We start from the raw sequence: 25,667 nt of genomic DNA, 5'->3' as shown, positions 1-25,667 counted from the left end.
GGTACAAGACCAATCAAGACCGCGGTATCAATAGACGGGCGGGGGCAAGCCCCGCCCCTACGGGTTTTTTATTCAAATACCGGTATTCATTGTAGGGGCCGCGGCTTGTCCCGGCCCTTCCATCTGTACCGCGGTGTATTGCGTATATTACACCGCGGTTTCGTCTGGACGGGCGGGGGCGAGCCCCGCCCCTACCGGTTTTTTATTCAAACATAGGTTTTCACCGTAGGGGCCGCGGCTTGTCCCGGCCCTTCAATGGACACCGCGGTGCAATCACCTCGGGCGGGCAAGGCCCATCGACACCGCGGTATCGTCTAGACGGGCGGGTACAAGCCCCGCCCCTACCGGTTTTTTATTCAAACATCGGTTTTTATCGTAGGGGCCGCGGCTTGTCCCGGCCCTTCAATGGACACCGCGGTGTATTGCGTATATTACACCGCGGTTTCGCCTGGACGGGCGGGCACAAGGCCCGCCCCTACGGTTTTTTATATAAATTTCCGTTTTAATTCGTGTTCGGTTTTTACGGTAATGCCGCGGCGTCATGGACCGACCCGGTTTTACAATAATTCGTCCATGGTTAATTGCAGCTGGCTTTGCCAGTCTGGCAATTTGATATTTAACATTCTCTCTATTTTATTCAGGTTCATACGGGAGTTTTTTGGTCTTTGTGCTGGTGTTGGATAAGCAGTACTGGGAATGGCTTTTACCTGACCAGCATTTTTTATTAATAACCCTGTGTTTTTCTGCTGACACAAGTTAAAAATTTCAGTCGCAAATTGGTGCCAGTTGGTATAGCCCTTAGTCGCAGCGTGATAAACGCCTGATTCTAAAGTCAGATTATTTCTGATACGTTCGGCGAATAATAAAGTGAGGTTCGCCAGTAAACGAGCTGGAGTTGGAGCGCCCCATTGATCGGCCACTATGGAGAGCGAGTCTCTGGTAGCAGCAAGCTTTAGCATGGTAAGCAAAAAGTTCTTGCCTCTTGCAGCATAAGCCCAACTGGTGCGAAGAATGATATATTGGGTGCCGCTGAATTCGATGGCGATATCACCGGCCAATTTGGTTTCGCCGTAATAGCTCAATGGGCCAGTAGTGTCAGTTTCAAGCCATGGTATTTCGCCGTGGCCGGGGTATACATAGTCGGTAGAAAAATGGATCAGCCAGATGTTGTTGATTGCACAGTAGTTGGCCAGCATAGCGGGTAAGCTGGTGTTTAACATCAAAGCGCAATCGCGCTCTGTTTCCGCTGCGTCTACAGCAGTCCAGGCAGCAGTATTAATAATTAGGTCGGGTTGGTTATGCGACAGATAATAGCTGACGGCATTTAGATCGTATAAATCTAATTCTTGCCGTGTTGGCGCAAACACAGTAGCGAAGCTGCTAAATAGCCTGACGACTTCAAAACCAACCTGGCCAGTGCCACCAGTTATTAAAATTTTCATTAGCATCCCTCGTTGGGTTGTTCTATCAACATGGGCGGGTCGTAGGGGCCGCGGCTTGTCCCGGCCCGTCCATCTGTTCTCCGATGTATTTGTATTTTTAAAATTACACCGCGGTATCGTCTAAACGGGCGGGGGCGAGCCCCGCCCCTACCGGTTTTTTATTCAAACATCGGTTTTTATCGTAGGGGCCGCGGCTTGTCCCGGCCCTTCAATGGACACCGCGGTGTATTGCATATATTACACCGCGGTTTCGTCTAGACGGGCGGGTACAAGACCCGCCCCTACTGGTTTTATACTATATTTTTGCTGAGGCAAACTACAGGGGATGCAGGATGCAACAACGTAAATCAATTCGCCTAACGAGTTACGACTACAGCCAAGCTGGTATTTATTTTGTTACCTTGTGTTGTTATCAACGTAAACATTTGTTTGGCTGTATTGATCAAGATGATTGGCATGCTGCGCCACTGGCTTTCAGGGTTGAACAATGTTGGTCGCATTTGCCCAACAGATTCCTTCGACTTTGTTTGCATCCATCGATCATTATGCCCAATCACTTTCATGCTCTTGTTGAGCTGCAAAGCGTAGACGATACCCAAGCTGTTTCACTCAGCCATATTGTGGGTTGCTTTAAATCAATTACCGCACGCATGGTATTGCCGCAAAAGCTATGGCAACGCGGCTTTTACGAGCATGTTATTCGGAGTGAGGCTGATTATCAGCGTATTGCCGAATATATTCAAAACAACAGGTTAAATTGGCAAAACGATTATTTTAATACCGACGGTTAACAACCACCGCGGTGTCGTCTAGACGGGCGGGTCGTAGGGGCCGCGGCTTGTCCCGGCCCTTCTATCTGTACCGCGGTGTCATTAGACGGGCGGGCACAAGGCCCGCCCCTACCGGTTTTTTATTCAAACATCGGTTTTTATCGTAGGGGCCGTGGCTTGTCCCGGCCCTTCCATCTGTACCGCGGTATCATAAGACGCGCGGGCACAAGACCCGCCCCTACCGGTTTTTTATATCCAAATACCGGTATTCATCGTAGGGGCCGTGGCTTGTCCCGGCCCTTCTATCTGTACCGCGGTGTCATTAGACGGGCGGGCATAAGGCCCGCCCCTACCGGTTTTTTATTCAAACATCGGTTTTTATCGTAGGGGCCGTGGCTTGTCCCGGCCCTTCTATCTGTACCGCGGTGTCATTAGACGGGCGGGCACAAGGCCCGCCCCTACGGTTTTTTTATCCAAATACCGGTATTCATCGTAGGGGCCGTGGCTTGTCCCGGCCCTTCTATCTGTACCGCGGTGTCATTAGACGGGCGGGCACAAGGCCCGCCCCTACGGTTTTTTTATCCAAATACCGGTATTCATCGTAGGGGCCGTGGCTTGTCCCGGCCCTTCTATCTGTACCGCGGTGTCATTAGACGGGCGGGTACAAGACCCGCCCCTACGGTTTTTTTTATTCAAACATCGGTTTTTATCGTAGGGGCCGTGGCTTGTCCCGGCCCTTCTATCTGTACCGCGGTGTCATTAGACGGGCGGGCGCAAGGCCCGCCCCTACGGTTTTTTATTCAACATCGTAGGGGCCGTGTTTTAATCGTTGTGGTCGCGTACTACCCAAATCGCTAAATGGGTGATGAAAGTCAGGATCAGTGCGAATATGGCAAAAACTACTGTGTTGTATAAACGCCGTGGCTCTGCCGAATATTCAGCCTGAGTTGGGTATTGTAATACAGACACTTGCTTTAACTTACGGGCAGCCTCGACTCTGGTGCTTTCAAGCGCTGAAAGTGCGTTCGAATACAACTCCATAGCAAAGTTGGCCTGTAATTCAAGGCTTTGGTATTCAGCCGAAATTTTATTTAGCGCTTCACCTGAGCTGGACGCTGTTTTTTTCAGCTCCAAAGCAATTTGCTGCTGCAGGGCCTGAATTTCGCTTTTAAGACGCACCACCTCTGGAGAACTGGCACTTTGATAACTGGTGGCTACTTTTAAACGGGCCTGAGCGCTGGACAGTTGCCCTTCCAGTTGTGCCACTATGGTTAAAATGCTTTGCACTGTACCTGTGGGCGACACCATGCCGTTTTTGTTTTGATAATCCAGCAGTTGTTGTCGGGCCTGATGTAAACGCTCCGCCAGATTTGCCACTTGAGTTTCAATAAAACTCACCTGCTCAGCAGCTAAACGCTGACTCATGGTGTTCATATGCTGTTCACCATTTGCCAATAAAAGCTCGGCTAATTTTTTTGCCATATCCGGGTTATAAGCTTGTACTTGAATACGCAAAACATTGGCGTAGTCGTCGTATTCCACTGCTATGCGTTTATGCATATACGTAATAAATTTTTCCAGTGGCACGTCAGCACTGCTCAGACGGGACAGGTAGTCTATGTCAGGGTTGCTGTAGTGTTGGCGCAGCTGCTGCTCTTTATCCAACTTTATTATCATATCGGCAGATAACAAGTGATCCCTTAGCAGCAATAAGTCACCAGCACCACTGGTGCCACTGAGCAAAGAAGCCACGTTAAGGCCGGTAGAGTTCAGCTCTGAGCTTTGCATCACTATATTGGTTTCAGACACATACCTGTCTGTAGCCCAAACACCCCAATAAAATGCGGCACCGGCTACAGCTGCCAAACATAAAGCCCAGTGTGGTGACTTTTTAACGAAAGATTTCATTTACCTATACTCTTATAATAATCGTCGAAGGCATCGTTGATTTGGTCGTACCAATAAGCACGGCCCTGATGTAACCATAAACCTGCCTGACAAAGGTCCTTTAATATTCCAACACTGTGAGACACCATCACAATACTGGCCTTACCTATTCTGTCCTGAAAGGCTTTGGTTGCTTTGGCTCTGAAAGCAGCATCCCCTACAGAAGTGGCCTCGTCTGATAAATACATATCAAAGTCAAAAGCCAGCGACAAACCAAAGGCAAGGCGGCTACGCATACCACTGGAATAAGTTTTTACCGGCTGGTCGAAGGCTTTACCTATTTCGGCAAAGTCTTGCACAAAATCAATAATTTGTTGCATCCGGCTTTCGCCACCATGGACACGGGCTACAAATTTAACGTTTTGCCGGCCCGTTAGTGAGCCCTGAAAGCCACCGCCTAAACCTATAGGCCAGGAAACACTGCAATGCCGGACTATCTTGCCTTTGTCTGGCATATCCATTTTAGCCAGTAGCCTGAGCAAGGTAGATTTACCTGCACCATTTGCACCAATAACCCCGACACTTACGCCGGCGGGTATGGTGAAACTGACATCTTTTAATACCCAGTCACCGCCAAAAGGCCCGTGGTATCTTTTATAAAGATTTTGTACTTCAATCACCTTACAAGCATCCTGGTTTTGTAGCGAAGCTGTAGTAAAAGCCCAACAAATAACAGCCCCACACTCCATGCCAATAAATAAAGTGGTGACAGATTATTCATGGCTTTGTATGAACTAAAAAAGGCCAGCCGGGTAAGTTCAACACCATGCAATACCGGATTCCACCAAAGCCATTGCTGCACAGCATGCGGAAATACCTGAACGGGGATCATAGCGCCGGAAATAATCAGCATTGGCAGCATTGAAATACTGACAAATTGTTCACTCTCCCTAAAGGTAGCTACCATCACACAAAAAATCATACCAAGGCCTAAGCCAAGCAACCACAGCACAAAAAAGTAAAACAAGGCTAGTGCCGGGTCATCGGGCAAAATATTAAAATCAAGCAAGTGCAGTATGGTCACCAGTATAAAAAACACCATAAACTGTATACATCCTTCCAGAAACGCCCTGACACATACTGTGTCTATGGGTTGTACCTGGCGGTATGCAAACAAAGCAGCATTGGCATTTACCACAGTAGCAAGACGGGTCACCACATTGCGGAACAAAAAAAATGACAAAATGCCGACTATTAAAAACGGAATAAACTCTACGCCAGTGACCATTCTGACGCGGCCCATCAGTTGCCTGATACCAACCATAATTCCCAAATGTAATAGTGGTTCGATAAATATCCAGCTCCACCCCAGGCGGTCGGCAGAAATTCGGGTAAAAGCTTCACGTAGAAATAAAGCGCGCCATACATCCAGCATGACGCGTAAACCTGTTCTTTTAAGCATTTTTGTTGGCCCTCTGCCCCCGGATCATAACTTACAGATCCAGGGCAACTTTGGTAGCCACTGCTATTTGATACAGTATTTGAGTAATGGAGCTTGCCAGCTGTAGGTTTTTGGTATCGGCTTCTGGCAATACTAATATTTCATCGCCCGGCTCTATGTCGACGTCATCCGCGTAACGCACTTCGCCATTAGGTTTTAATATCAGGATCATGTCTTCGTCAGCCCGTGGAGTAAAACCACCAGCGCCTTCGATGTAGTCGTATGGGTCTTTACGTTTGCTAAACACCACGGACTGAGGCACAAAAACTTCGCCACTGATTAAAATAGCATCCGACTTTTGCGGAATGGTGATTATGTCGCCGTCCTGCAAGCGTACATCTTGTATTTGGCCTTCATTGGCTACCACTAAGCGACCATTAGGTTGTACTTCTCGCGCCTTTTTTACAAACTGGCTGATAAGTTCTGCCTCACGCACTCTAATAGCTGATTCTTCATTGGTGGCAGAGGATGCGCCCAAATAAGTAGACTCTAAGCGGCGTAAACTGTCTTCTAAGGCTGCTTTTTGACGCTCGGCAATACTGATTCGTTTAACAGAAATGCTTTTACCGTCGGCTAACACAGGGTCAAGTTGTATTTGCTTTAACAAGTCGAGTAATTGAGTTTCTTTTGGTACTACAAAGCGCGACTGCCCCAGGTATCCCCCTTCCAGTTGCACCACTATATTGTCATTTTGTTGATCGGCGATATAAATAACTTCGTCACCATCAGCCAGTTGATAGCGGGCAAATTCGTCCATGCCCAGGTAACTCACAACTTTGCCACTATCGCGGGTACCACGGACTAAAACCTGATTTACACCACTTTTCAGCCGGGCCAATTGGTTAACCGAGTTGCCTGTTAATGGCTCTTCAGATTGCAATTCGTAACGGTATGGCCGACCAACGTCGCCCTGAACTATGACAGCAGGGCCACGTTTTGAGACGAAAATTGTATCGCCATCCTGAAATTGGGTTTGAGTTAGGCGACCTTGTAAAATGAAGTCGTATAAGTCTGCTTTAGCGATTTCGATACCGTTACGCACCAGGCTGACCTGACGGTAACTGCCTAATTGTTCATCTATGCCTGCAGCCTGATCTATAAAGAACAATAAAGAGTCAGAAGGAACGCCAGCATAACGACCTGGCCTGTTAACAAAACCTGCGACAAAAACAGCCACTGGCTGCACACCCTGCAGGTTGGTGTATACATTTACGTTATCCGGGTATACTTTTTTAACTGCGGCTCTGACTGTCTGGTCTAGATTAGCGTGACTCATGCCCATCACTGGCACAGGCCCGATTGAAGGAATAAAGATGTTGCCCTGTGCATCAACAGGCAGGATGCGGTCTATATCAACAGCGCCCCAGACTCTTAAGGTAACCTGATCACCTGGCAAAATTTTGTAATTGCTATTTAAACCGTCTGCTCTTAAGCCGCGGAATCCGCCAGCGAACAAGTCAGCTCCAAAGGGTTTAATTTTTGATAATGGCGTTATGGTTTTAGAACTGATGTCAGGGCCATAACGACCGCTTTGCCAATTGGTGTCTGACTTGGCCTCATTAAGCAGCAAAGGAGTTTTTGTCTGTTGGTCCTGCGGTAAATCACCGCTATTGACAACCTGGGCCGCAATCGAAAAACTCAGGCTGATAGCAGCCATAACCGGGAATAAAACTTTTATCACAAAAATACCTCAATATCCCTACCGAAATAAAACCAACACATTTGGCTTGTAAAGTGCAGTTTTAAAGAAAATAAAATGCACCAGAACACTGGTTTTACGCTGATACATTATTAAACCTGCTTGGTTAACTAAACTCAATCATTAAATTTTAATTAGCCAAATTTAGCAGTTAAGGCTATGAATTTAGGTAAAAAACTGGCTTCTGGCAACAGTTGTAGGATTTTCATTTGTAATTAATGACGCTTTAATGTTTAATTAGTGCTCATATGGTTTCACTAAATTGAGATGCGGTTTGTTTTGCCCGCATGTGGTAGGCATGGAAAGTCTGTACAAATACCATTTAAAAAACTTTTACCCAAACGGTAAGCAGTTGCACCACGACCCTCTGGTTGTATTATTTGAGAACTTTTTATCAGCCTCAGATGCTGAAGAAGTTATACTACAAGCGAAAGACCAACTGGTGCGCGCCAGAGTCAGCGGAGCAAAAGAGGTTGAGGTTAGTGCAGGCCGAACCAACGATCTGGTTTGGCTGCAACACAATCATTCACCCGACATTCAACGAATTTGTGGAACTGTGGCTGAGGTGGTAGGGTTACCCTTAGCCCTTGCTGAAGCGATGCAGGTAATCAGGTACTTACCGGGTCAAGAGTACAAAGCACATTATGACGCCTACAAACAGGGCAGTCAGTACATGGAAAAACGCGGCCAAAGGCTGGTTACAGCTTTGTGTTATTTGAGTAATGTCATCGACGGAGGCGAAACGGAATTTCCCAAATTAAACATTAAAATTAGAGCTAAACAGGGTAGTTTATTGATATTTAATAACACCTATCCAAACACCAATGATGTACATGTGAACTCGTTACACGCAGGTTGTCCAGTTATATTTGGCGAGAAATGGGCGTTTAATCTGTGGTTCAGAGAATACACAAGAAACTGAGAGTAATAAAAATGGCAAACGTAATTATGACTAAATCAGCAGTGGCTATTGCAATAGCCTTGTCTCTGACCGGATGTTTTGGCTCGGGCGATAATGCACCGGAAACTCAAACACCAGCTCCTGAACCTGCTCCACAGCCAGAGCCTGAGCCAGAGCCGGAACCACAACCAGAGCCTGAGCCGGAACCACAGCCTGAACCAGAACCAGAACCAGAGCCAGAGCCTGAGCCAGAACCTGCGCCTGCATCTATTGGTGGTAGTGCTGTAAAAGGTTTATTGCAAAACTTCCAGGTTCAGTACTACGGCTTTAATGCTGGTTCAGCAGGTTTACCTTCTACGCCAACGTTATCAACAGTGTCAGATTTAGCGGGTAGATATGCGTTTTCTTACAATCCTGTTCAGGTGAATTATGGCTGGGTTAGAGTTTTCCCAGCTTTAGGTTCTGCTCAACCAAGCATGGTTTGTGACGTGCCAACGGGTTGTGGTCCGGCTGCAAACTTTGGTTCTGGTGTAGCTATTCAAAGTGGTCTGGAATTAACAACACTGGTGGACCAAAGCCCCGCAGGCAGCAACCAGACAGCGAATGTTAATATTTACACTGATCTGACGTCGAAAAAAACCTTAGATGACGCAGATGCTTTAGCAAATATAACTAAAGGTTCAGCGGCATTTCAGGCACTGACAGCCTTGACAACCCGCATTGTTGCAATCTCTTTGGGTATGAGCGGTGACTCAATTCCACAGTCTTTGTTAAATGTAACAGTTACTGACCCTTCACAACTGGCTACTTTGACTCCTGCTCAGGCGCAGGTTGCTATGTCGCCCACTAACTTTAAGTTGTCTTTATTAAGCAGCGCTTTACTGCAAACCATTATGCAAGACGGCGGCACTGCAGATTTAGGTAATGTGATTAACCAGCAACTGGGCTCACTTTCTACCAATATCAATCAGGGCAATACTGCAGCACTGAATTCAACTATTACTAAAATGCGGACTAACGTGTCCTCTATTGCCACTAACCCATTGTTGATTAGTCAGTTAACGCAATTAGAGAACAAACTTGCTCAGGAAGGTTCGTCTGTGCCGCTGGGTGTAACCAGTGCAAACCTGCAAGGTAACTATGCAGAAGAGCTGTTAAGCTCGCTGGAAACTGAAGTTAATACAGATGAGTTACAATCCACTGTTAGCGTATTAGCTAATGTGATCAGCCTGATTAAATCGTCAACTGGTCCTTTAAGCCCGACTTTAATTACGCAAATTACTGACTCAGTGAAAACTGTAGTTCCTGGTTTTGAAGTGACACAACCGGGTACTGAGCCTAAGCCTGTAGATCCGGAAATTCCTGCTGACCCAGCTGCCTTTGCTGACAGAGCTGCATTTGCCAAAAAAGTAATCAACGATTTCTTTGGTATTAATGGTGTATCAGTAGCGAATAACAAACGTGCTGTTCAGGTATCTACTGATATAGTAGACGCTATCCAAAAAGCTATTCAGGTGGCTCAGGATGTAGATACGACCAACAACGGCGAAACCGAAGTGGTTACCTTTACCGAAGCCCGTAACGATGGCGTGGTAGTGACTTATTATGTGTCTTTGAAAGAAGAAACAGTACAGTTTGGTAACATCACAATGAACGCTGGTTTCAGCGGTGTACTGACCAACTATCCGCAAGTCGACGGAGCTACAACTGTATGCCCGGCACAACAAGCTGAGTGTAGTCGTGTACCATTTAAGTTAGGTTACACTTTCAACAGTGATGCTCAGGTTGCCAATGGTGAGCCAAAAGTATCTGCTAATGTATCTATTACTGGTGAAAATGCTTATGTTGAAGCAGGCATAGCACGTGTTGAGTTTGAGCCAACAGAAACTTCTGTAATTACTTTTAACTCGTACGATCCGGTGAAAACTTACAAAGATTTTAATATCGGCAGCAAAGATACTCAGTGGTCTGTTACTGCTTATATGAACATTTTTGAGAATGAAGTTGAAGAAGTTGGCATTAACGGTACAGGTAGCTTTGCTTTCTACGGCGATAACTTCAGCGAGTTTGGTGACAACATTCTTGAGCAACATAAAGTATCTACTGACTTGTATAACGCTCGTGGTTCTGAATTGACAGTAGAAGACGATCACTACTCTGTTGAAGCTAAAACTTTTATCTCTACTGAAGATAACAAGAAAGTTATTAAAGACACAGTGACGCTGATGTTAGACGAAGCCGCCAATCAGTCATTGGAATTCAGATTAGACCTGACCAACGATGCGCAGCAATTTGTGGCTGAAGCGAAGACAACTCCTATCTGGTGTGAAAACTGGCAGGGTAATGTGTATGCTGCAACCAAAAATGGTGTTGCTGGCGTAAGAACCCAAACTACCCTGGTGGGTGTGGTACGCCCTACTTTTACAACGACTAATTGTCCTGTAAAAGCTGAAGACGCCACCTTTGAGTTTGTGGTTAAACAAGATGGACAAGACGTAGAGAAAGTAAGCATTAAGAACGTGGACAGATTACTGGAAGCTCTGAGCGCTTATTTTGACAGAAAGGACGACTAATTAGTCAACCCTATAGAACATCAGGGGTTAATAGCCCCTGATGTTCAAGTCTTTATGGAATCTGCGTTATGAGAAAGTACTTGTTTTTGCAAGGTCCGCTAGGTCCGTTTTTCGCACAGTTGGCTAGCTATCTCAGAAAACACACGGAATGTGACACTTATAAAATTGGTTTTAATGGTGGTGATGAATTTTACGCTGAAAAACACAACTATGTGGGGTTCAACGGAGTTCACTCAGATTTTGAGGCTTTTGTTGCTGATTTTATTCAGGAGCATAAGATCACAGACATTCTTGTTTATGGCGATTGCCGCTACTATCACAAAATAGCCCGCAGGGTGTCTTTAAAGTTAAATACTAACTTTTGGGCATTTGAAGAGGGATATTTCAGACCAAATTTTGTCACCTTTGAGAAAGAAGGCGTTAATGGTCATTCCAGATTAACTACGCTGGATGTCATGGCTGATCACGTGAATGCATCCATCAATCGTGGTCGTAAAGCTGATTCGAAACCTGGTAGCCATTTTGCCAATATAGCTCTGTATGCCATTTTGTATTACTGGAGCAAAACCTTTTTACACTATAAATACCCGAATTATTTGCATCACAGGCCTTGGCTTATTGTTGAAGAAGGCATGAACTGGATGATTAGTGGTATCAGGAAACTGGTTTATAAAGCCACACAACGTAAACTTATGCAGCGGCTGACTGGTGAGTTGAAAAAGAAATATTATCTGGCCCCTCTGCAAGTGAGTATTGATAGCCAGATTTTGTTCCACTCCCCTTTTGATTCTGTTGAGGAATTTATAGGCGTGGTCATTGAATCTTTTTCTGAGCACGCGCCAAAAGACAGTTATTTGGTGTTTAAACACCATCCACAGGATAGAGGCTTCACCAACTACCACAATTACATTAAGAAGCTATCTTATGCTTTTGATGTAAATGGCAGAGTGTTGTATTGCCACGATTTGCATTTGCCTACCCTGCTGCACAATGCTAAAGGCACTGTCACCATAAATAGTACTGTAGGTATATCGTCTCTTATCCACGGTATACCGACAAAAGCCCTGGGTTCAGCAATTTTTAATCTGGATAAGATTACCAGCCAGAATTCGCTAGATGAATTTTGGAATGATCCTTCAGCACCGGATAAAGAATATTTTCAGCGATTTGCTAATGTTGTTTTAGACAGAACTCAGGTGGTAGGCTCTTTTTACCGTAAACCGGAAGATATGTTCGTCAATATTTCAGAGCGGCTGGCAACATCGGTGAAAGTATCTCCAACATAATTAAAAGTATAAGGTCCCGGAGTTTTTGATGTCTGAACGTCGTGCGTTTCCACAGGCTTTGTTTATTTCGTTATCGTTGTTATCTTTCAGCTGTTCAACTTTCAGTGCAGAGTTATACAGCAAAATATCCAGCGACAATTACACCCCAGCCGTACCTGTAAATGACTTTTTCGGATCATGGAAGGGGGCAAAAAGCTTTAAAGCATCAGACAGTGCTTATGCTAATCACATAGCTGAATTTGGTGTGAATTACGATCAGTGGTCTTTCGGCATTTTTGCGCGTCTTGATTATTACATTAAGATGCACCCTGAAGTAGGCGAGTATCGTTACTTGTTTCATAACGCCAGAGATCAGCTGCAAGATAAAGACTATGTGTATGACTTTTCTGAACAGCGGTTAGTTTCTGAAGGCATTCGTATAGGGTATAGCTTTGCCTTGCCGGAAGAGTATGAGCATATACAGATTGCTACGTCGCTTAATGTTTTGCATTCTTCTATTTTTCAAAATAGGGAGATTGCTGACGGCTACATTAATGGTAAAACCCGCCTTGGCGACGCTGATGCGGTTTACCATTTTAACGAAGACACTCTGTACACTCTACTGAATGTACCTAAAACTCCAAACGGCTATGGCGCAGCACTTGATGTTGCCTTGTCTTACAAATATTCATGGCGATTGAGCTTTGGTTTAGAAGCTAAAGATTTATTCCACTTTGTCCGTTTTAAAGAATCCCCTTTTGCACGGGGAAACTTCCGCTTCAATGATTACTACTTTGACAAAGACGACATCAGAAATCAGTTGCCTTTGATCGATTTGGTGACACATGAATCTGGTCGCTATGAATCTTTCACCATGAATTTGCCTGAGAGGATCAGAATATTTGCTAATTATCGTCTGAAGTATAAGTGGTCTGTTGAAGCCAGCGTGCTTAATATCAATAACGATAACTTTTATACAGTGAAAACCACTTACATTCCCAAGCGAGGAGTTAGTTATGGGGTAAGTATTGAACCCACAACAAGCAGTATTGGTTTTCATTATGCGAACCAGAATTTTGAGGCAAGTTTGGTCAGTGATGACATCAAGTATTCATTTGCTAACCGTATTAACTTGTACCTTGGCTATAAATGGGAGTGGTAATGAAGTTTCAGGTTTTATGTTTTCTGCCATTGCTTGCGTTGTTGTCAGCCTGCGGCGGCGGCTCGGGTTCTGCTGAGGTGGCACCGGAGACACCGCCCCCATCAACACAAACACTCGAGATATCAGTGCTTCATGGCATGGTTTTACCAGGGACCAGAGTTGAAGTTCATAGCGTAGATGGCAGCACTGCGCTCCTTGGTTTTGGCACTACAAACAGTGAAGGTAAAGTATCGGTTACGGTAGACAGGCAACAAAACTATAGAGTGGTATTTAACCCTCTAAACGAATTTATTGCGCTGAAGTGTCCACTGCGTAATGGCTGTGTAACTGAAGCCACCAATAGATTTGTGGCCTACGGCGCTGCTATTAATTCAAGAGTTAGTGTCTCGGCTTACCATAATGCGGCTCATGGCTCTAAAATTGATGTGGGTGTATTGTCTGATCTGGTAGCAAAACTGTATCAGGCTGGGGTTTATGCGGACAGAGTAAAACCTCTGGAGACGATCCAGTCTTTTGTCGCCAATGTGTTTGGTCACATTGGTTTTGAAAAAGCCTTTCAGATCGAAGCCGACGACATTCGAAATTCAGTTTTGGTTAAAGCCCTGGATGTTGCAGGTGTAACTCAGTCAGGTGTTGTGCTTTCTAATGGTAATTCAGCACTAACGACTATGAGCCGTCGGCTTAGGGAACATTTAACCGGCAATGTTCAGGCCGTTGATGAGCTAAACAAATTGTGGATAAACGACACGCTGGATTATATGCAAGCCGAGATGCTCAGCTGCACGTCTTGCACTGAAGCTGATCGGGGCCGGCTGGCAAGGACAAGAGCTGTCATTGCATCCAGATATCATCCACTGGCAACCCCCTATATGCCCTCACCTGCGATTGATCTGGTTGAGCCTATAGCAAAAGCTAAACAGAACATGACTGACTTCAGAGCTTTGTATTACTCTTTGGATTCAGAAACGCCAGCCTATACAACGGTGATCAGTGACGTTCGTAATATTGGAACTATAGTCGATCAGTTCGCCACACTGGTTACTGAAGATCTTTTTGACCTGTTTGCAGATGTACTTTCCGACGTCCCTGTTGGCTCAAAGGACGGCAATTATAAATTAGGTGCTCTGGATATTAATTACACCAATTCATCTCAACAATGGGTGCTTAAAGGAACTTACCAGGGGCTTACTGTGGATGCCACTGTAACCATGATCAGCTTTCGAATTGATGCTGGCGGCGACAGTAGGATTGAAGCTTCGCTGACTGGTTCTGTGGTAAACCCTGAACTGAATAGCACTTTAAATGGTGTGGTATTTAATCTGGTTTCTTTTGCTGAAAATGCACAACCAAAACCGAAGAGCACAGGCTATATTGCCGTGGACGGAGATTTTTTACTACGCAGAGGAGCCTCTGTTTACGAAGGCATGGTTCGCAGCAGACTGGAATCTATTACTACAGCCGACGATGTGAATAAACAGGTTTTGGAATCTGTCTATCTGTCAGGAGAGTTAAGACGAACAGCAAACACTTCAAGAGTGACAATCTCGTTGGTGAATCCTTCGTTGTTTTTGGAATCGGCTACAGCGGATATTATTCCGGAACATGTGGTGACAGGTGTCAGCTACAACGATACTCTTGAAGGACTGTCTTCTTCTTCACTTACACTGTTTTTCCCTTTTAAGGATCTTAACTCTTTCCGTATACAGGATAATATTGATGTAAGTGCATCATTTGCCGGCCGCTTTATGGAGTTCAACTTCGCAGGAAGTAGCACTACCTTTATTTACTCAGGTCGGACGCAGGACGACATCAACTGGGATTTCAAAGTAGACGATCGCATTCCCGCCGGATTTAAGTACTTTAATGGTACTAAGATTGGCGAAGTCCGAATGCTAAAAGACGTACCTGGCGTAATGTTCAACGACGGCAATTTTGTATCTATTTTCTAGAATCTAGAAGATAACGATAAGTGTGTGATACCTGAAACTACTGCTTCAGGTATCACCCGCCTATTATGATGCAATCACAGTGTGAAAGCCTTTAGATACAAGCAACTGTTTTAAGGCCCTCTTGGCACCTTCATCGCCATGCACTAAACGAATTTGACCAGGTGCTTGCGCCATTCCTTCAACAAAACTTAATAAGTCCTGCTGATCCGCATGGGCGGAATAGCCATGTAACTGCAGTATTTCTGCATGTATTGGATAATAGACTCCGTCGAGTTGCAGCTGCCCCCCACTTTTGGCTTTGGCTACCAATGCGGCACCTGGTGTGCCACGAGCCTGATAACCAATAAACAAAATCTGGTGGCGCTGTGAGCCCAATAGTGCTTTCAGATAGTTCACAACCCTGCCACCTGCGCACATACCACTGGCTGCTATTACTATTGCTGGTCTGCAGCTGTCGGCTAAATGTTGTACTACTTTTTGGTGATCCTCATGATTTTTGACGGTCAGCAGTTGTTCAAACTGCAATGGGTGTCGCCCGCTTTGTAGCTTTTGCTTAGCCTCGTCATCCCAGTGCTCTCTTAACTCTTTGTACACCGCTGTAAAATCAGCAGCTAAGGGAGAATCTACAATAATATCAAGTTGCTCCCATTTCAGGCTTTTATGAATTACCTGGCCTTGCATGCGGTGAACTATATCTTCCAACTCGTAAAGTAGTTCCTGAGTGCGACCAATACTAAATGCCGGGATCAGTACTGTGCCGTTGTCGATCAGGGCTTTTTCCAGAGCTTGCTGTAAGCGCTGCTGGCGGTTTTTGCGGTCTTCGTGGTTTTTATCGCCATAAGTGCTTTCAAGCACCAAGAGATCAGCATACTCAAGTGGAGTAGGATCGGCCAATAATGGTGTATCACGAGCCCCTAAATCGCCAGAAAAAACAGCTTTGTACCAACCAGGTTGTGTATCTTGATCTATAGCGGGGATTTGATGGCAAATTTCTACGTAAGCAGAACCTAAAATATGGCCTGCATTCTGAAAACGGACCCGTGCACCAGATAAGCTCTGTTCCAATTCATACCACTGGTTATAGTTACAAGGCCGCAGTTGACGTGAAACTGCCTTCAGAAAGCCACTGATCAGCTTTTCGTCTCTGGTGATCCCCATTTTTAATGCGTCTTCTAAAACCAGTGGCAGCAGTAAAGCCGATGCTTTGCTGCAATAAATTGGGCCTTTGAAACCTGCGGCTATCAGATAAGGAATACGGCCTGCATGGTCGATATGCACATGAGTAAGCAGTAGCGCCTGAATACCATCCAACGGAAAATTAATCTGAGCAGAGTCGGCTCCGGCTTTGCCCCTGCCCTGCTCTATGCCCTGAAACAGACCACAATCAATTAGAACACTTTGATCATGGTGAATGAAATATTGATGGCAGGAACCAGTCACTCCATCCACGGCGCCATGGTGAACAAGTGTTGGATTGTACATAGCAGTGCCCAGTGAGCTTCATCCTTGTAAAGAAAACTATAGTCGTTTCGTAAAGAAAAGACCAAGCCCCGAGATACCCAGTTAACGTCAAGAAATAGAGTTTAGACAGACAAAAGGAGTTCAGGTTATTTAGATTGTTTATGCAGATTAAACAAGAGTTCAGCTTCTGCCTGAGGGAGTTCACATTCGATCATGATTTCTTCCATGCTAGAACCTAGCTGAACCATTTTCATTGCTCTGCTGTAAATTTTTGATTCGGGGTCAAACAAGTGCAAAGATTTTTGTTGTTCGGCCAACTCAGCCACTTGCTGCATGCCCTGCCCCAGATGACTTTCCAGGGTGAGTACACGTTGCCCTACACCAATAACTGTGGAACGTAATTCTTCGATATCCTGATGCGAGCGTTTCAGCTGTTGTGCCATATGCTCTATGTGCTGACGTAACTGATCAAGGTTTTGTTGTTGCTGCCAATTGGCTGAGGCGTTTTCGTTGATAATAGCCAGCAGCTTTTTACTGTGACGTGAAGCGACAAACGCCATCACGACAGCAAGCAACAAAATGGCCGCGATCACCAGCAGCCATATCCATGAAAAGTCAGTCAGAAAATTAGCCATTAAATGCTACGGATCTCTTCCCATTCGTCGTCAGACAGTAACTTATTCAGATCCACCAGGATTAATAATTCGCCGTCACGATTCGACACGCCCTGAATAAACTTGGCACTTTCGTCTGTGCCTACATTTGGCGCCGTATCGATTTCTGATTGTTTCAGATACACCACTTCAGCCACACTGTCGACCATAATGCCAATAACCTGACGCTCTGATTCGATGATCACAATACGGCTATTGTCAGTAACTTCCGATGGCGGTAATCCAAAACGCGCACGGGTATCAATCACTGTGACCACGTTGCCGCGCAAATTGATAATGCCCATCACATAATCTGGTGCGCCTGGAACCGGAGCTATGTCTGTATATCTCAGAACTTCCTGCACCTGCATGACATTAATACCGTAGGTTTCTTCCTGCAGTTTAAAGGTCACCCATTGCAGCACTAAGTCTGTGACTTCTTTAGTTTTGCCAGATTGTGCTGTTAAATTACTCATGCCTAGCTCCTACCCAGAGGTTAAATACCTGTACTCTACTCAGTCTTGACTATTCATGCCCTTTGCCAGTAGGGCGATAAGGGCATCGACATCCAGCAAAGCACACATATGTTCTTTAATTAAACCAGCGAGCCATGGCCTTTTGCCTTCGGTCTCCCGCCACTTTACTTCGTCTTGCTCTAAGGCAATTGTGTTGACCAAAGTATCACAAGCCAGGCCCCAATGGCTATTGCCCAGCATAATAACATATTGATAGTTTAGCTTTTCTGCCAGTCCTTGATCATATTTTTCTGGCATCACCCAAAGCGCAGTGTCTACCACATTAATTTTTTGCTCGCGGTACAACATGACGCCTTTGAGCCATTCTGGCTGGCCTGGCAAAGAACTGATTGGCATCATTTTGTGAATACCGCCCAGCGCCTTTAAAGGTAGAGCCACTTTTAAACCTGCCACTGTAAAAAACAGCGCCTGAAAACGACCTTTTCGGTAGTCCTTCACTACAGGTGCAGTTGCTTTGACTGCCGGAACAACAGGTGCGGCTGGCACAACTACGGGAGCTTTAACAACCGGGGCTATTACAGGAGCTACGACGGCCGGTTTTGCTATCACAGGAGCTTGAACAGGAGCGCTAACCGGAGCAGACACAGGAGCCAGCAGTTCATTCAGTTGCTGTTTTTTTGCTTCCTGAATAGGCGTTTCGACCACGTCATCCGTCAATAAAGCACTTAGATAATGCTTCATGACTTTTTGGCTGGCTTGTAAATCGCTCATCTTAGTTCTCCGGCGCTAACTGCAATAAATAGGTTAGCAGCGTATTGTAAGCAAACACACCCCGCGATTTAGGCGCGAATACAGGAGGTGGTGTCTGAGCCAGACTAGCGTCGCGGAATTTCGTGTCGATAGGAATAACAGCGGACCACACCCTTTCCTGATACTGAGCTTTTAGCGCTTTGTAAGCATCCAAAGAAGCTTTGGTTCTTTTGTCATACATAGTCGGTACTATGGTAAAGGCATAATCCTGCGGTGACGAACTATGCATCAGTTGCATAGTGGCGATCATTCGGTCCAGACCTTTTAATGCCAGAAACTCAGTTTGCACCGGTATTAAAATACGATCACAAGCCGCCATGGCGTTGACCATCAGCACACCAATCACAGGGGGGCAGTCAATCAGCACATAGTCGTAATCGTTTTCTATTTTTTGCAGCGCTTTTTTAAGAATAAGCCCCATGCCCCCTTGCTGACCATGAGAACGGTCTAAGGTAGCCAGAGCCATTGAGGTTGGCAGAATATCCAGATTAGGCATACCGCTTGGGCACATAGACTGCAGAATTTCTTCGCTGGTAATGTCTTTGGCACGCAGAAAAATATCGTAGACGCTGACTTCCAGCTCTTCAGCATCAATACCAAAATAGTACGTGAGTGAGCCATGAGGATCGGTATCGATCAGTAAAACGCGATGACCACGCTGTGCAAGCAGAGCGCCTAAGGTGACTGTAGTGGTAGTTTTTCCAACCCCACCCTTTTGATTTGCTATTGTCCAAACAACCAATTTACTGTTCCCGCTCACTAGGTGGTTCTTCTTCGCCTGGTTCAGGCGGTCTGGTCGTGATCCTTATACCACCATGAGGTAAGCGGATCACCCGTATTTTGTTTTGTTCTTGCGCTGTTGCCTCTTCGGCACTTTGCTCTGCTACCTGTTCTGGTGCAGTGGGTTCTGGCGTTTCAAGCGCTACAGGCTCGTATGCATATTTAGATAAAGCTATGACTACCTTACGGTTTTGGCTGCGCCCTTCTACAGTTGTATTTTCTGCAAAAGGGGAATACTGCCCGTAGCCTTCAATAGCCATACGCTGTGGCGCTACACCTAATTGTTCCAGTAACCGGACTATGGATGCTGCCCTTGCTACTGACAATTCCCAGTTCGATGGAAATTGCTCGGTACGGATAGGCACTGAGTCAGTATAACCCCGTACCCGTATAAAATTGTCGGTCTGCATTAAGATAGCAGTAAGTTCAGTCATCACGGCAGTAGCTGAACTATTTGATCGAGCACTGCCACTAGCAAACAATAAACCGCTGTTGAGTTCCACAGTTAACCAATTTTCATCTAATGTAACTTTGGCTAACCCCGACTCCACTAAACTACGTAAAGCCCTGTTTATGTCCTTTTGCATACCTACCAAAGGGCTGCCAAGTTTTGTGCTGTCAAGATACTCAAGCTTTGAGTTGTCAGCTAGTAATGTTGGGCCCGCAGCATCTTCCAGGCCTGAACCATACAACTCAAAATCACTTTTCAGCAGAATATCAGGCTGCACTGATTGCCCCTGAACGCTCAGCTCTTTTTTCTCTGTTGTTTCTACAAACACCTGTGAAATAGTGTCCTGCAGTTTTTTGAATTGCTCTTTTTCCATGGTTGCCATTGAATAAAGCACAACAAAAAGCGCAAATAACAACGTCATGTAATCAGCATAAGATACCAGCCAGCGCTCTGCATCAGACTTTTCAGCTTCACTGGCGACGGAACGGCGAGGCCTGTACATTTAGCCCGCTCTATATGCCAGCAGCTTGGATTCGACGCTGCGTGGGTTTTCCCCAAGCGCAATAGAACACAAACCTTCGATCACCATCGAATGATACAGTGCCCGCTCTTCCACCAGTATTTTTATCTTATTAAAAACGGGAATAAACAAAAAGTTAGCCAGACCAACACCGTAAATAGTAGCAACAAAAGCTGTTGCGATACCTTGACCTAACTCATCCGGGTTAGAAATATTAGACAAAGCAAGAATAAGCCCAAGTACAGCGCCCACTATGCCTATAGTTGGACTATAGCCACCCATAGCCTCAAATACTTTAGCAGCTCGCAACAACCGTTCTTTTTCCAGATGCAATTCAGTATCCAGAATATCCTGCAACACTTTAGCTTCTGTACCGTCCACCAACAGGTTAAGACCTCGTTTTAATAGTGGTTCTTCTTCATTCAGTGCGTCTTGCTCTAGGGACAAAAAACCCTGTAAACGAGCAGAGTTACCCCATTGGGTAATTCGTTCTATGGTGCTATCAAAATCCAGCTTGGGCGGTGTAAAAACCCAAGGAAGCAAACTCATGCTTACCCGAAACTGCGAGGCAGGACTTTGGATCAGCACCGCACCTAAGGTACCACCAAACACAATCAAAAAAGCAGGCCAATGTAATAAGGTAAGAACGTCTCCACCTTCCTGACTAAAGCCACCGACTATAGCCACTAACGCGATGACAATACCAGCAAGAGTCAATTTATCCATAAACTACTTCAGCAATCATTATGCCCGCTGCAAACGACAAGTTAACCATTGCCAACTTCTGCGATGATTCGGGCTGCGACATCTGACAATGCCACTTCAAGGTGAGTCAAACCAGCAGCAGTAACGGCCTGAGGCATACCATAGACGACACAGCTGGCTTCATCTTGCGCCCAAATACGGGAACCGGATTGTTTTAACAACCTGGCCCCTTCGCGGCCATCAGACCCCATACCTGTCAGAACTATAGCCAGCACCTTGTCATTAAAGACTTTTGCTGCGGTGCCAAAAGTAATATCTACACTGGGTTTAAAAGTAATTCGCGGCGAATCGTCTTCGCGGACCCGTAATCTGGCTTGGTTTTCGTTACCATCGACCAGCATTTGTTTACCACCAGGTGCCAGATAAGCTACACCAGGACGTAATATGTCGTTATCTGCTGCTTCTTTCACTTCAATTTTTGCCAACCCATTTAACCTGGCGGCAAAAGCACCGGTAAAGGCTGCAGGCATATGCTGGATCAGCACTATAGGCAAAGGAAAATTAGCAGGTAAAGCAGTGATAATTTGTTGCAAAGCTACCGGACCACCAGTTGAAGTACCAATAGCCACAAGTTTGTAGTTTTTACCACTGGACTCAAAACTGCCACCTCGCTGAGTTTCAGCGCGCTCTGCCACTTTGTTTTGCAGTTCAGCACGTTCAGCCAATGCTCTGGCTGCGAGACTTTGAGCTAAAGGTGCTCGTGCTGGTACTGCTGTCGAACCTGTTGCAAAGGTTGATGCCGCTCGGGACGCTAAAGCTGAGCTTGCTGAGCCGGTTAAACCTGAAGGTCTGCTAATGACCCGGCGTCTGGCTACTGTTTTTACACGCTGGCGTAAAACGTCGGCCGCTTCAGCTTTATCGCGGGCTATATCTTCAAATTTTTTCGGCAGGAAATCGATAGCGCCGGCTTCCAGCGCATCTAAAGTGGCTTTCGCACCTTCATGAGTTAACGAAGAAAACATCAGAATAGGCGTGCGCTGCACTTTTAAGATTTCGCGCACGGCCGAAATGCCATCCATAACGGGCATTTCGATGTCCATCGTAATCACGTCGGGCCGCAAGGCTAAAGCTTTTTCCACCGCCTCTTTACCATTATTGGCGGTGTCAATGACCTCTAACTCAGCATCCTGACTCAGAATTTCCGTCAGACGACGACGGAAAAAACTGGAGTCATCAACAACTAATACCCTTATGGCCATAGTGCACTCTCTTAAGCTGAGAATTTGTCAAAGCGATCAAATTTTATTTTGGAGCGTTTGGCATAATGCTTCAGCAGGTTAGGTACATCTAAAATCAGCGCTATACCGCCGTCTGATGTGATAGTAGCGCCCGCCATACCTGGAGTGCCTTGCAATAAAGCATCCAGAGGTTTGATCACCACTTCTTCCTGACCAATCAGAGAATCCACCACAAAACCAATTTGTTGGGTGCCTATTTGCACTATTACCACATGGCCTTGTTCGCGACGTATCTTCTTGCTTGAACCTTTCACCAACCAATGCTCGAGATAAAACAGTGGGATAGCTTTGTTGCGTACAACAATCGTCAACTGTCCATCTACATTGTTGGTTTTGGCTAAGTCGAGGTGGAAAATTTCGTTCACTGTGGCCAATGGCAAGGCAAAGGTCTGCTCGCCCACTATCACCATTAAGGTTGGTAATATGGCCAGAGTCAGGGGGACCTTAATTTCTAATAAAGTACCCTGACCCAACTTCGAGTTGATATGCACTGTACCATTGAGCTGGGTAATTTTGGTTTTCACCACGTCCATACCTACACCACGGCCAGAAATATCGGAAATTTGCTCTTTGGTGGAGAAACCAGGGGCAAAAATCAGGTTAAAAGCTTCTGTATCCGACATACGGGCGGCAGCATCAGGTTCAAGCACACCACGTTTAATTGCGATGGCTTTAAGTTTTTCCGGATCCATACCGGCACCATCATCTGTGATGGTTAACAGAATATGATCACCGGCCTGTGACGCGGCCAACCGGACCAAACCTGTACGAGGTTTGCCCGCTTTAACCCGCACATCCGGCATCTCAATACCGTGGTCAACTGAGTTACGCACTAAGTGGACCAATGGATCGGCCAGAGCTTCCACCAGATTTTTATCTAAATCTGTTTCTTCCCCTTCCAGCACAAGGTTAATGTCCTTCTGCAGTGAACGGGCTAAATCACGGACCACGCGTGGGAAACGGCCAAATACTTTCTTAATTGGCTGCATCCGGGTTTTCATCACAGCGCCCTGTAAATCGGCTGTGACTACATCCAGGTTCGCAATGGCTTTGCTCATTTCTTCATTTTGCGCAGAACCTGACAAGCTGACCAGACGGTTACGTACCAATACCAATTCACCCACCATGTTCATGATCTGGTCAAGGCGTTTGGTATCCACCCGAACTGTAGTTTCCGGCTGGTTGGCTGCTGCTTTTGGATCGGTTTCCGGGTCTTTTGGAGCCGCAGCTATAGGAGCCGCTTTAGCAGCAACTGGCGCAGGTGCTGCTTTAACAGGCTCTGCCGCTTTTGCCGCAGGAGGCGAAGCTGGTACAACAGCGACAGGCGCTTTGCCTTTACCATGTAATTCATCCAGCAGAGATTCAAACTCTTCGTCTGATATGTCATCACCGCCAGTAGTTTTAGCTTTTTCTGCCGGTTTAGCAGGCGCTTTTTCAGCTGGCTTAGGCGCTGCAGCTGCAGTTTCACCAGGGATAAAAGATCCCTGCCCATGCAGCTGGTCTAAAATAGCTTCAAATTCGTCATCAGTGATGTCTTCGCTGGCAGTTTCTTTGATTGCAGGTGGAGGCAGATTGGCGGAAGTATCACGGCCAGGAGCACCTTTACCATGCAATTCATCCAGCAATGATTCAAATTCATCATCACTAATTTCGTCGATGGAGGAAGAAGTTTCAACGGCTGGTACAGCGGCAAACTCAACCACTGCATCGAACTCTTCCATACTGATTTCAGCTTCTGGTTCTGGTTCCACAGCTGCATGGTGAACCTGCTCGTCTTCCGACTCAGGCATGCTCAGACGATGCAAAGCCTCGATAATAGCAGGATCAGCCGGGGTCAGTGGTTCGCGGTTTTGCACATCGGCAAACATAGCGTTGACTGCATCCAGAGCTTGTAAAATAACATCCATCAATTCTGCAGTGACACGACGTTTGCCGGTACGCAGAATATCAAACACGTTTTCGGCGCCATGGCAGGCATCAACTAATTCAGTCAGCGATAAAAATCCAGCGCCACCTTTTACGGTGTGGAAACCACGGAAAATGGCATTTAATAAATTTGCGTCATCCGGATTATTTTCCAACTCAACCAACTGCTCTTGCAGTAGTTCAAGGATCTCGCCGGCTTCGACTAGGAAATCCTGTAAAATATCCTCATCTAAATCAAAGCCCATGCTACAGCTCCCCTTTTAGAAACCTAAACTTGATAATAAATCGTCCACGTCATCCTGACCGGACACCACGTCATCACGCTCTGCTGCGTCAATAATAGGGCCTTCAGCTTCGTGACCTGCTTTTGGTTTTTTCATTACAGCTGCCGGACGTTCTTCCGTACTTAGATTGGTTTGGCCAAAGGCCGTTAATAAACCAATTAAGCTGTCTTCCACTTCCCGGACTAATTCAATGACCCGCCGTAAAATCTGACCAGTTAAATCCTGATAATCCTGAGCCATCAATACTTCGGTAAGCAGTGCATGTAAGGTAGCAGAGTTTCCGGTAGCCTGTTGCAAAAAGCCATCGAGATTGTGGCATAAGGCTTTGAACTCTCCGACTTTTAAGTCACGACTCATCAATTTTTGCCAGTTCGGCAAAATAGATTGTAAGTGATTGTTAAGTTCATCGGCGATGGGAAGACAGTTTTCAACCGCATCCATAGTTTTATTCGCGGCCTGCTCAGTCATATCGATGACATGATTCAGCCGTTTTTTTGCATCTGGAATATCATCTTCCAGCAAAGAACTTAAGGATGGGTCAATTTGGAAACTTTTCAGCGAATCGTGCAGTTGCCGGGTTAGTTTTCCAACCTCGGCAAATAACTCAGAGGAGCCCGGCACAGCCAGCTGTTGTACCAGTTCGTTTGCTGTTTCGATTTCGCCGAATTCCAGTAACTGAACCAGTTCACGGGCCTGCTCTAAAGTAATCAAGGGTGCCGTAGCTACAGACATGGTGTACTCCTTTGTCAGTTACGGTTTAACCCAAACGTTCGAATACTTTAGCCAGTTTTTCCTGTAGGGTAGCAGCAGTAAAAGGTTTGACAATGTAACCATTCACTCCAGCCTGAGCAGCCGCAATGATTTGTTCCTTTTTCGCTTCAGCGGTCACCATTAATACAGGGATATGCTTCAGTTTTGCGTCAGCACGAATTGCACGTAACAAATCGATACCTTGCATACCTGGCATGTTCCAGTCAGTGACTACAAAATCAAAATCACCGTTTTGCAGCATAGGCAAAGCCGTACTGCCGTCATCAGCTTCAGACACATTGGTGAAACCCAGATCTCGTAACAGGTTTTTTATAATGCGTCTCATGGTTGAGAAATCATCAACCACAAGAATTTTCATATTCTTATCCAAAATCCCCTCCGGT

The 25,667-nt window shown here is 45.8% G+C and carries 22 protein-coding genes; 6 read left to right on the top strand and 16 right to left on the bottom strand.

Translation table 11 applies throughout. The features are described 5' to 3' along the window. Window positions 1-557 precede the first annotated feature (557 nt). Window positions 558-1,442, bottom strand: a complete 885-nt coding sequence (gene rfbD / locus EK374_RS07495; RefSeq protein ID WP_127021593.1) for a dTDP-4-dehydrorhamnose reductase — start codon at window positions 1,440-1,442, stop codon at window positions 558-560. A 332-nt stretch (window positions 1,443-1,774) separates the two neighbouring features. Here rfbD and EK374_RS07490 point away from each other — a divergent pair, with 332 nt between their 5' ends. Continuing rightward, the gene (locus EK374_RS07490) at window positions 1,775-2,233 is read left to right on the top strand and encodes a transposase (protein ID WP_127021591.1); all 459 of its coding nucleotides are present in this window, start codon (window positions 1,775-1,777) and stop codon (window positions 2,231-2,233) included. 801 nt (window positions 2,234-3,034) lie between these two features. On the opposite strand, the gene EK374_RS07485 is transcribed toward EK374_RS07490, so the two are convergent. The 4 genes from EK374_RS07485 to EK374_RS07470 are packed head-to-tail and all read right to left on the bottom strand — an operon-like array spanning window position 3,035 to window position 7,281. After that, entirely contained in the window at window positions 3,035-4,120 is a 1,086-nt protein-coding gene (locus EK374_RS07485) for a chain-length determining protein (protein WP_127021589.1), read from the bottom strand. Next, window positions 4,117-4,779: an ABC transporter ATP-binding protein gene (locus EK374_RS07480; protein WP_127021587.1), complete on the bottom strand. Its 663-nt coding sequence runs from the start codon at window positions 4,777-4,779 to the stop codon at window positions 4,117-4,119. Before EK374_RS07480 ends, EK374_RS07485 begins: the two co-directional genes overlap by 4 nt. Continuing rightward, the gene (locus tag EK374_RS07475) at window positions 4,776-5,561 is read right to left on the bottom strand and encodes an ABC transporter permease (RefSeq protein ID WP_127021585.1); all 786 of its coding nucleotides are present in this window, start codon (window positions 5,559-5,561) and stop codon (window positions 4,776-4,778) included. The genes EK374_RS07480 and EK374_RS07475 overlap by 4 nt, the downstream gene beginning before the upstream one ends. Window positions 5,562-5,592: 31 nt before the next feature. Continuing rightward, window positions 5,593-7,281 carry a polysaccharide biosynthesis/export family protein gene (locus EK374_RS07470; protein ID WP_233280365.1) on the bottom strand — a complete coding sequence of 563 codons (1,689 nt, stop codon included), beginning with the start codon at window positions 7,279-7,281 and terminating at the stop codon, window positions 5,593-5,595. A 316-nt stretch (window positions 7,282-7,597) separates the two neighbouring features. Between EK374_RS07470 and EK374_RS07465 the strand changes: the two genes are divergently transcribed. From EK374_RS07465 to EK374_RS07445, 5 genes are all read left to right on the top strand, one after another. Beyond that, complete coding sequence (locus EK374_RS07465; RefSeq protein WP_127021583.1) at window positions 7,598-8,221, top strand: prolyl hydroxylase family protein; 624 nt, start codon at window positions 7,598-7,600, stop codon at window positions 8,219-8,221. A 26-nt stretch (window positions 8,222-8,247) separates the two neighbouring features. Continuing rightward, window positions 8,248-10,773: a hypothetical protein gene (locus tag EK374_RS20750; RefSeq protein ID WP_206099303.1), complete on the top strand. Its 2,526-nt coding sequence runs from the start codon at window positions 8,248-8,250 to the stop codon at window positions 10,771-10,773. 68 nt (window positions 10,774-10,841) lie between these two features. Beyond that, entirely contained in the window at window positions 10,842-12,059 is a 1,218-nt protein-coding gene (locus EK374_RS07455) for a capsule biosynthesis protein (protein ID WP_127021581.1), read from the top strand. Between the two features lie 28 nt (window positions 12,060-12,087). After that, entirely contained in the window at window positions 12,088-13,200 is a 1,113-nt protein-coding gene (locus EK374_RS07450; protein WP_127021579.1) for a hypothetical protein, read from the top strand. Beyond that, window positions 13,200-15,149: a hypothetical protein gene (locus EK374_RS07445; protein ID WP_127021577.1), complete on the top strand. Its 1,950-nt coding sequence runs from the start codon at window positions 13,200-13,202 to the stop codon at window positions 15,147-15,149. Before EK374_RS07450 ends, EK374_RS07445 begins: the two co-directional genes overlap by 1 nt. A gap of 63 nt (window positions 15,150-15,212) precedes the next feature. On the opposite strand, the gene EK374_RS07440 is transcribed toward EK374_RS07445, so the two are convergent. The 11 genes from EK374_RS07440 to cheY all read right to left on the bottom strand — a co-directional run bounded on the left by EK374_RS07440 (window position 15,213) and on the right by cheY (window position 25,642). Continuing rightward, on the bottom strand, window positions 15,213-16,631 hold the full coding sequence (locus tag EK374_RS07440; protein ID WP_127021575.1) for an MBL fold metallo-hydrolase RNA specificity domain-containing protein: 1,419 nt from the start codon (window positions 16,629-16,631) through the stop codon (window positions 15,213-15,215). Between the two features lie 125 nt (window positions 16,632-16,756). Beyond that, a complete protein-coding gene (locus EK374_RS07435) occupies window positions 16,757-17,245 on the bottom strand; it encodes a DUF2802 domain-containing protein (protein ID WP_233280364.1) in 489 nt (162 codons plus the stop codon). Further along, window positions 17,245-17,739 carry a chemotaxis protein CheW gene (locus EK374_RS07430; protein ID WP_127021573.1) on the bottom strand — a complete coding sequence of 165 codons (495 nt, stop codon included), beginning with the start codon at window positions 17,737-17,739 and terminating at the stop codon, window positions 17,245-17,247. Before EK374_RS07430 ends, EK374_RS07435 begins: the two co-directional genes overlap by 1 nt. A gap of 39 nt (window positions 17,740-17,778) precedes the next feature. After that, window positions 17,779-18,510: a chemotaxis protein CheW gene (locus EK374_RS07425; protein ID WP_127021571.1), complete on the bottom strand. Its 732-nt coding sequence runs from the start codon at window positions 18,508-18,510 to the stop codon at window positions 17,779-17,781. A 1-nt stretch (window position 18,511) separates the two neighbouring features. Further along, entirely contained in the window at window positions 18,512-19,291 is a 780-nt protein-coding gene (locus EK374_RS07420; protein WP_127021569.1) for a ParA family protein, read from the bottom strand. Window position 19,292: 1 nt separating this feature from the next. Next, entirely contained in the window at window positions 19,293-20,282 is a 990-nt protein-coding gene (locus EK374_RS07415) for a flagellar motor protein MotB (protein WP_127021567.1), read from the bottom strand. Beyond that, a complete protein-coding gene (locus tag EK374_RS07410; protein ID WP_127021565.1) occupies window positions 20,283-21,026 on the bottom strand; it encodes a flagellar motor protein in 744 nt (247 codons plus the stop codon). It lies immediately after the preceding gene. Between the two features lie 41 nt (window positions 21,027-21,067). Continuing rightward, window positions 21,068-22,264, bottom strand: coding sequence for a protein-glutamate methylesterase/protein-glutamine glutaminase (locus EK374_RS07405; RefSeq protein ID WP_127021563.1), 1,197 nt, complete (start codon window positions 22,262-22,264; stop codon window positions 21,068-21,070). A gap of 11 nt (window positions 22,265-22,275) precedes the next feature. After that, a complete protein-coding gene (locus tag EK374_RS07400; protein ID WP_127021561.1) occupies window positions 22,276-24,474 on the bottom strand; it encodes a chemotaxis protein CheA in 2,199 nt (732 codons plus the stop codon). A 15-nt stretch (window positions 24,475-24,489) separates the two neighbouring features. Continuing rightward, entirely contained in the window at window positions 24,490-25,245 is a 756-nt protein-coding gene (locus EK374_RS07395; RefSeq protein ID WP_127021559.1) for a protein phosphatase CheZ, read from the bottom strand. 25 nt (window positions 25,246-25,270) lie between these two features. Continuing rightward, entirely contained in the window at window positions 25,271-25,642 is a 372-nt protein-coding gene (gene cheY / locus EK374_RS07390; RefSeq protein ID WP_008898490.1) for a chemotaxis response regulator CheY, read from the bottom strand. Window positions 25,643-25,667: the final 25 nt, after the last annotated feature.

The organism is Rheinheimera mangrovi, from assembly GCF_003990335.1.
Classification (GTDB): domain Bacteria; phylum Pseudomonadota; class Gammaproteobacteria; order Enterobacterales; family Alteromonadaceae; genus Pararheinheimera; species Pararheinheimera mangrovi.
Note: the sequence above shows the minus strand (reverse complement) of the source record. Positions and strands in the feature narration are given on the sequence as shown.

What these genes read in the sequence shown, in the direction of transcription:
- rfbD (WP_127021593.1), bottom strand. Translation starts at nt 1,442, where the DNA reads ATGAAAATTTTAATAACTGGTGGCACTGGCCAGGTTGGTTTTGAAGTC.
- EK374_RS07490 (WP_127021591.1), top strand. Translation starts at nt 1,775, where the DNA reads ATGCAACAACGTAAATCAATTCGCCTAACGAGTTACGACTACAGCCAA.
- EK374_RS07485 (WP_127021589.1), bottom strand. Translation starts at nt 4,120, where the DNA reads ATGAAATCTTTCGTTAAAAAGTCACCACACTGGGCTTTATGTTTGGCA.
- EK374_RS07475 (WP_127021585.1), bottom strand. Translation starts at nt 5,561, where the DNA reads ATGCTTAAAAGAACAGGTTTACGCGTCATGCTGGATGTATGGCGCGCT.
- EK374_RS07465 (WP_127021583.1), top strand. Translation starts at nt 7,598, where the DNA reads ATGGAAAGTCTGTACAAATACCATTTAAAAAACTTTTACCCAAACGGT.
- EK374_RS20750 (WP_206099303.1), top strand. Translation starts at nt 8,248, where the DNA reads ATGACTAAATCAGCAGTGGCTATTGCAATAGCCTTGTCTCTGACCGGA.
- EK374_RS07455 (WP_127021581.1), top strand. Translation starts at nt 10,842, where the DNA reads ATGAGAAAGTACTTGTTTTTGCAAGGTCCGCTAGGTCCGTTTTTCGCA.
- EK374_RS07450 (WP_127021579.1), top strand. Translation starts at nt 12,088, where the DNA reads ATGTCTGAACGTCGTGCGTTTCCACAGGCTTTGTTTATTTCGTTATCG.
- EK374_RS07445 (WP_127021577.1), top strand. Translation starts at nt 13,200, where the DNA reads ATGAAGTTTCAGGTTTTATGTTTTCTGCCATTGCTTGCGTTGTTGTCA.
- EK374_RS07440 (WP_127021575.1), bottom strand. Translation starts at nt 16,631, where the DNA reads ATGTACAATCCAACACTTGTTCACCATGGCGCCGTGGATGGAGTGACT.
- EK374_RS07435 (WP_233280364.1), bottom strand. Translation starts at nt 17,245, where the DNA reads ATGGCTAATTTTCTGACTGACTTTTCATGGATATGGCTGCTGGTGATC.
- EK374_RS07430 (WP_127021573.1), bottom strand. Translation starts at nt 17,739, where the DNA reads ATGAGTAATTTAACAGCACAATCTGGCAAAACTAAAGAAGTCACAGAC.
- EK374_RS07425 (WP_127021571.1), bottom strand. Translation starts at nt 18,510, where the DNA reads ATGAGCGATTTACAAGCCAGCCAAAAAGTCATGAAGCATTATCTAAGT.
- EK374_RS07415 (WP_127021567.1), bottom strand. Translation starts at nt 20,282, where the DNA reads ATGTACAGGCCTCGCCGTTCCGTCGCCAGTGAAGCTGAAAAGTCTGAT.
- EK374_RS07410 (WP_127021565.1), bottom strand. Translation starts at nt 21,026, where the DNA reads ATGGATAAATTGACTCTTGCTGGTATTGTCATCGCGTTAGTGGCTATA.
- EK374_RS07405 (WP_127021563.1), bottom strand. Translation starts at nt 22,264, where the DNA reads ATGGCCATAAGGGTATTAGTTGTTGATGACTCCAGTTTTTTCCGTCGT.
- EK374_RS07400 (WP_127021561.1), bottom strand. Translation starts at nt 24,474, where the DNA reads ATGGGCTTTGATTTAGATGAGGATATTTTACAGGATTTCCTAGTCGAA.
- EK374_RS07395 (WP_127021559.1), bottom strand. Translation starts at nt 25,245, where the DNA reads ATGTCTGTAGCTACGGCACCCTTGATTACTTTAGAGCAGGCCCGTGAA.
- cheY (WP_008898490.1), bottom strand. Translation starts at nt 25,642, where the DNA reads ATGAAAATTCTTGTGGTTGATGATTTCTCAACCATGAGACGCATTATA.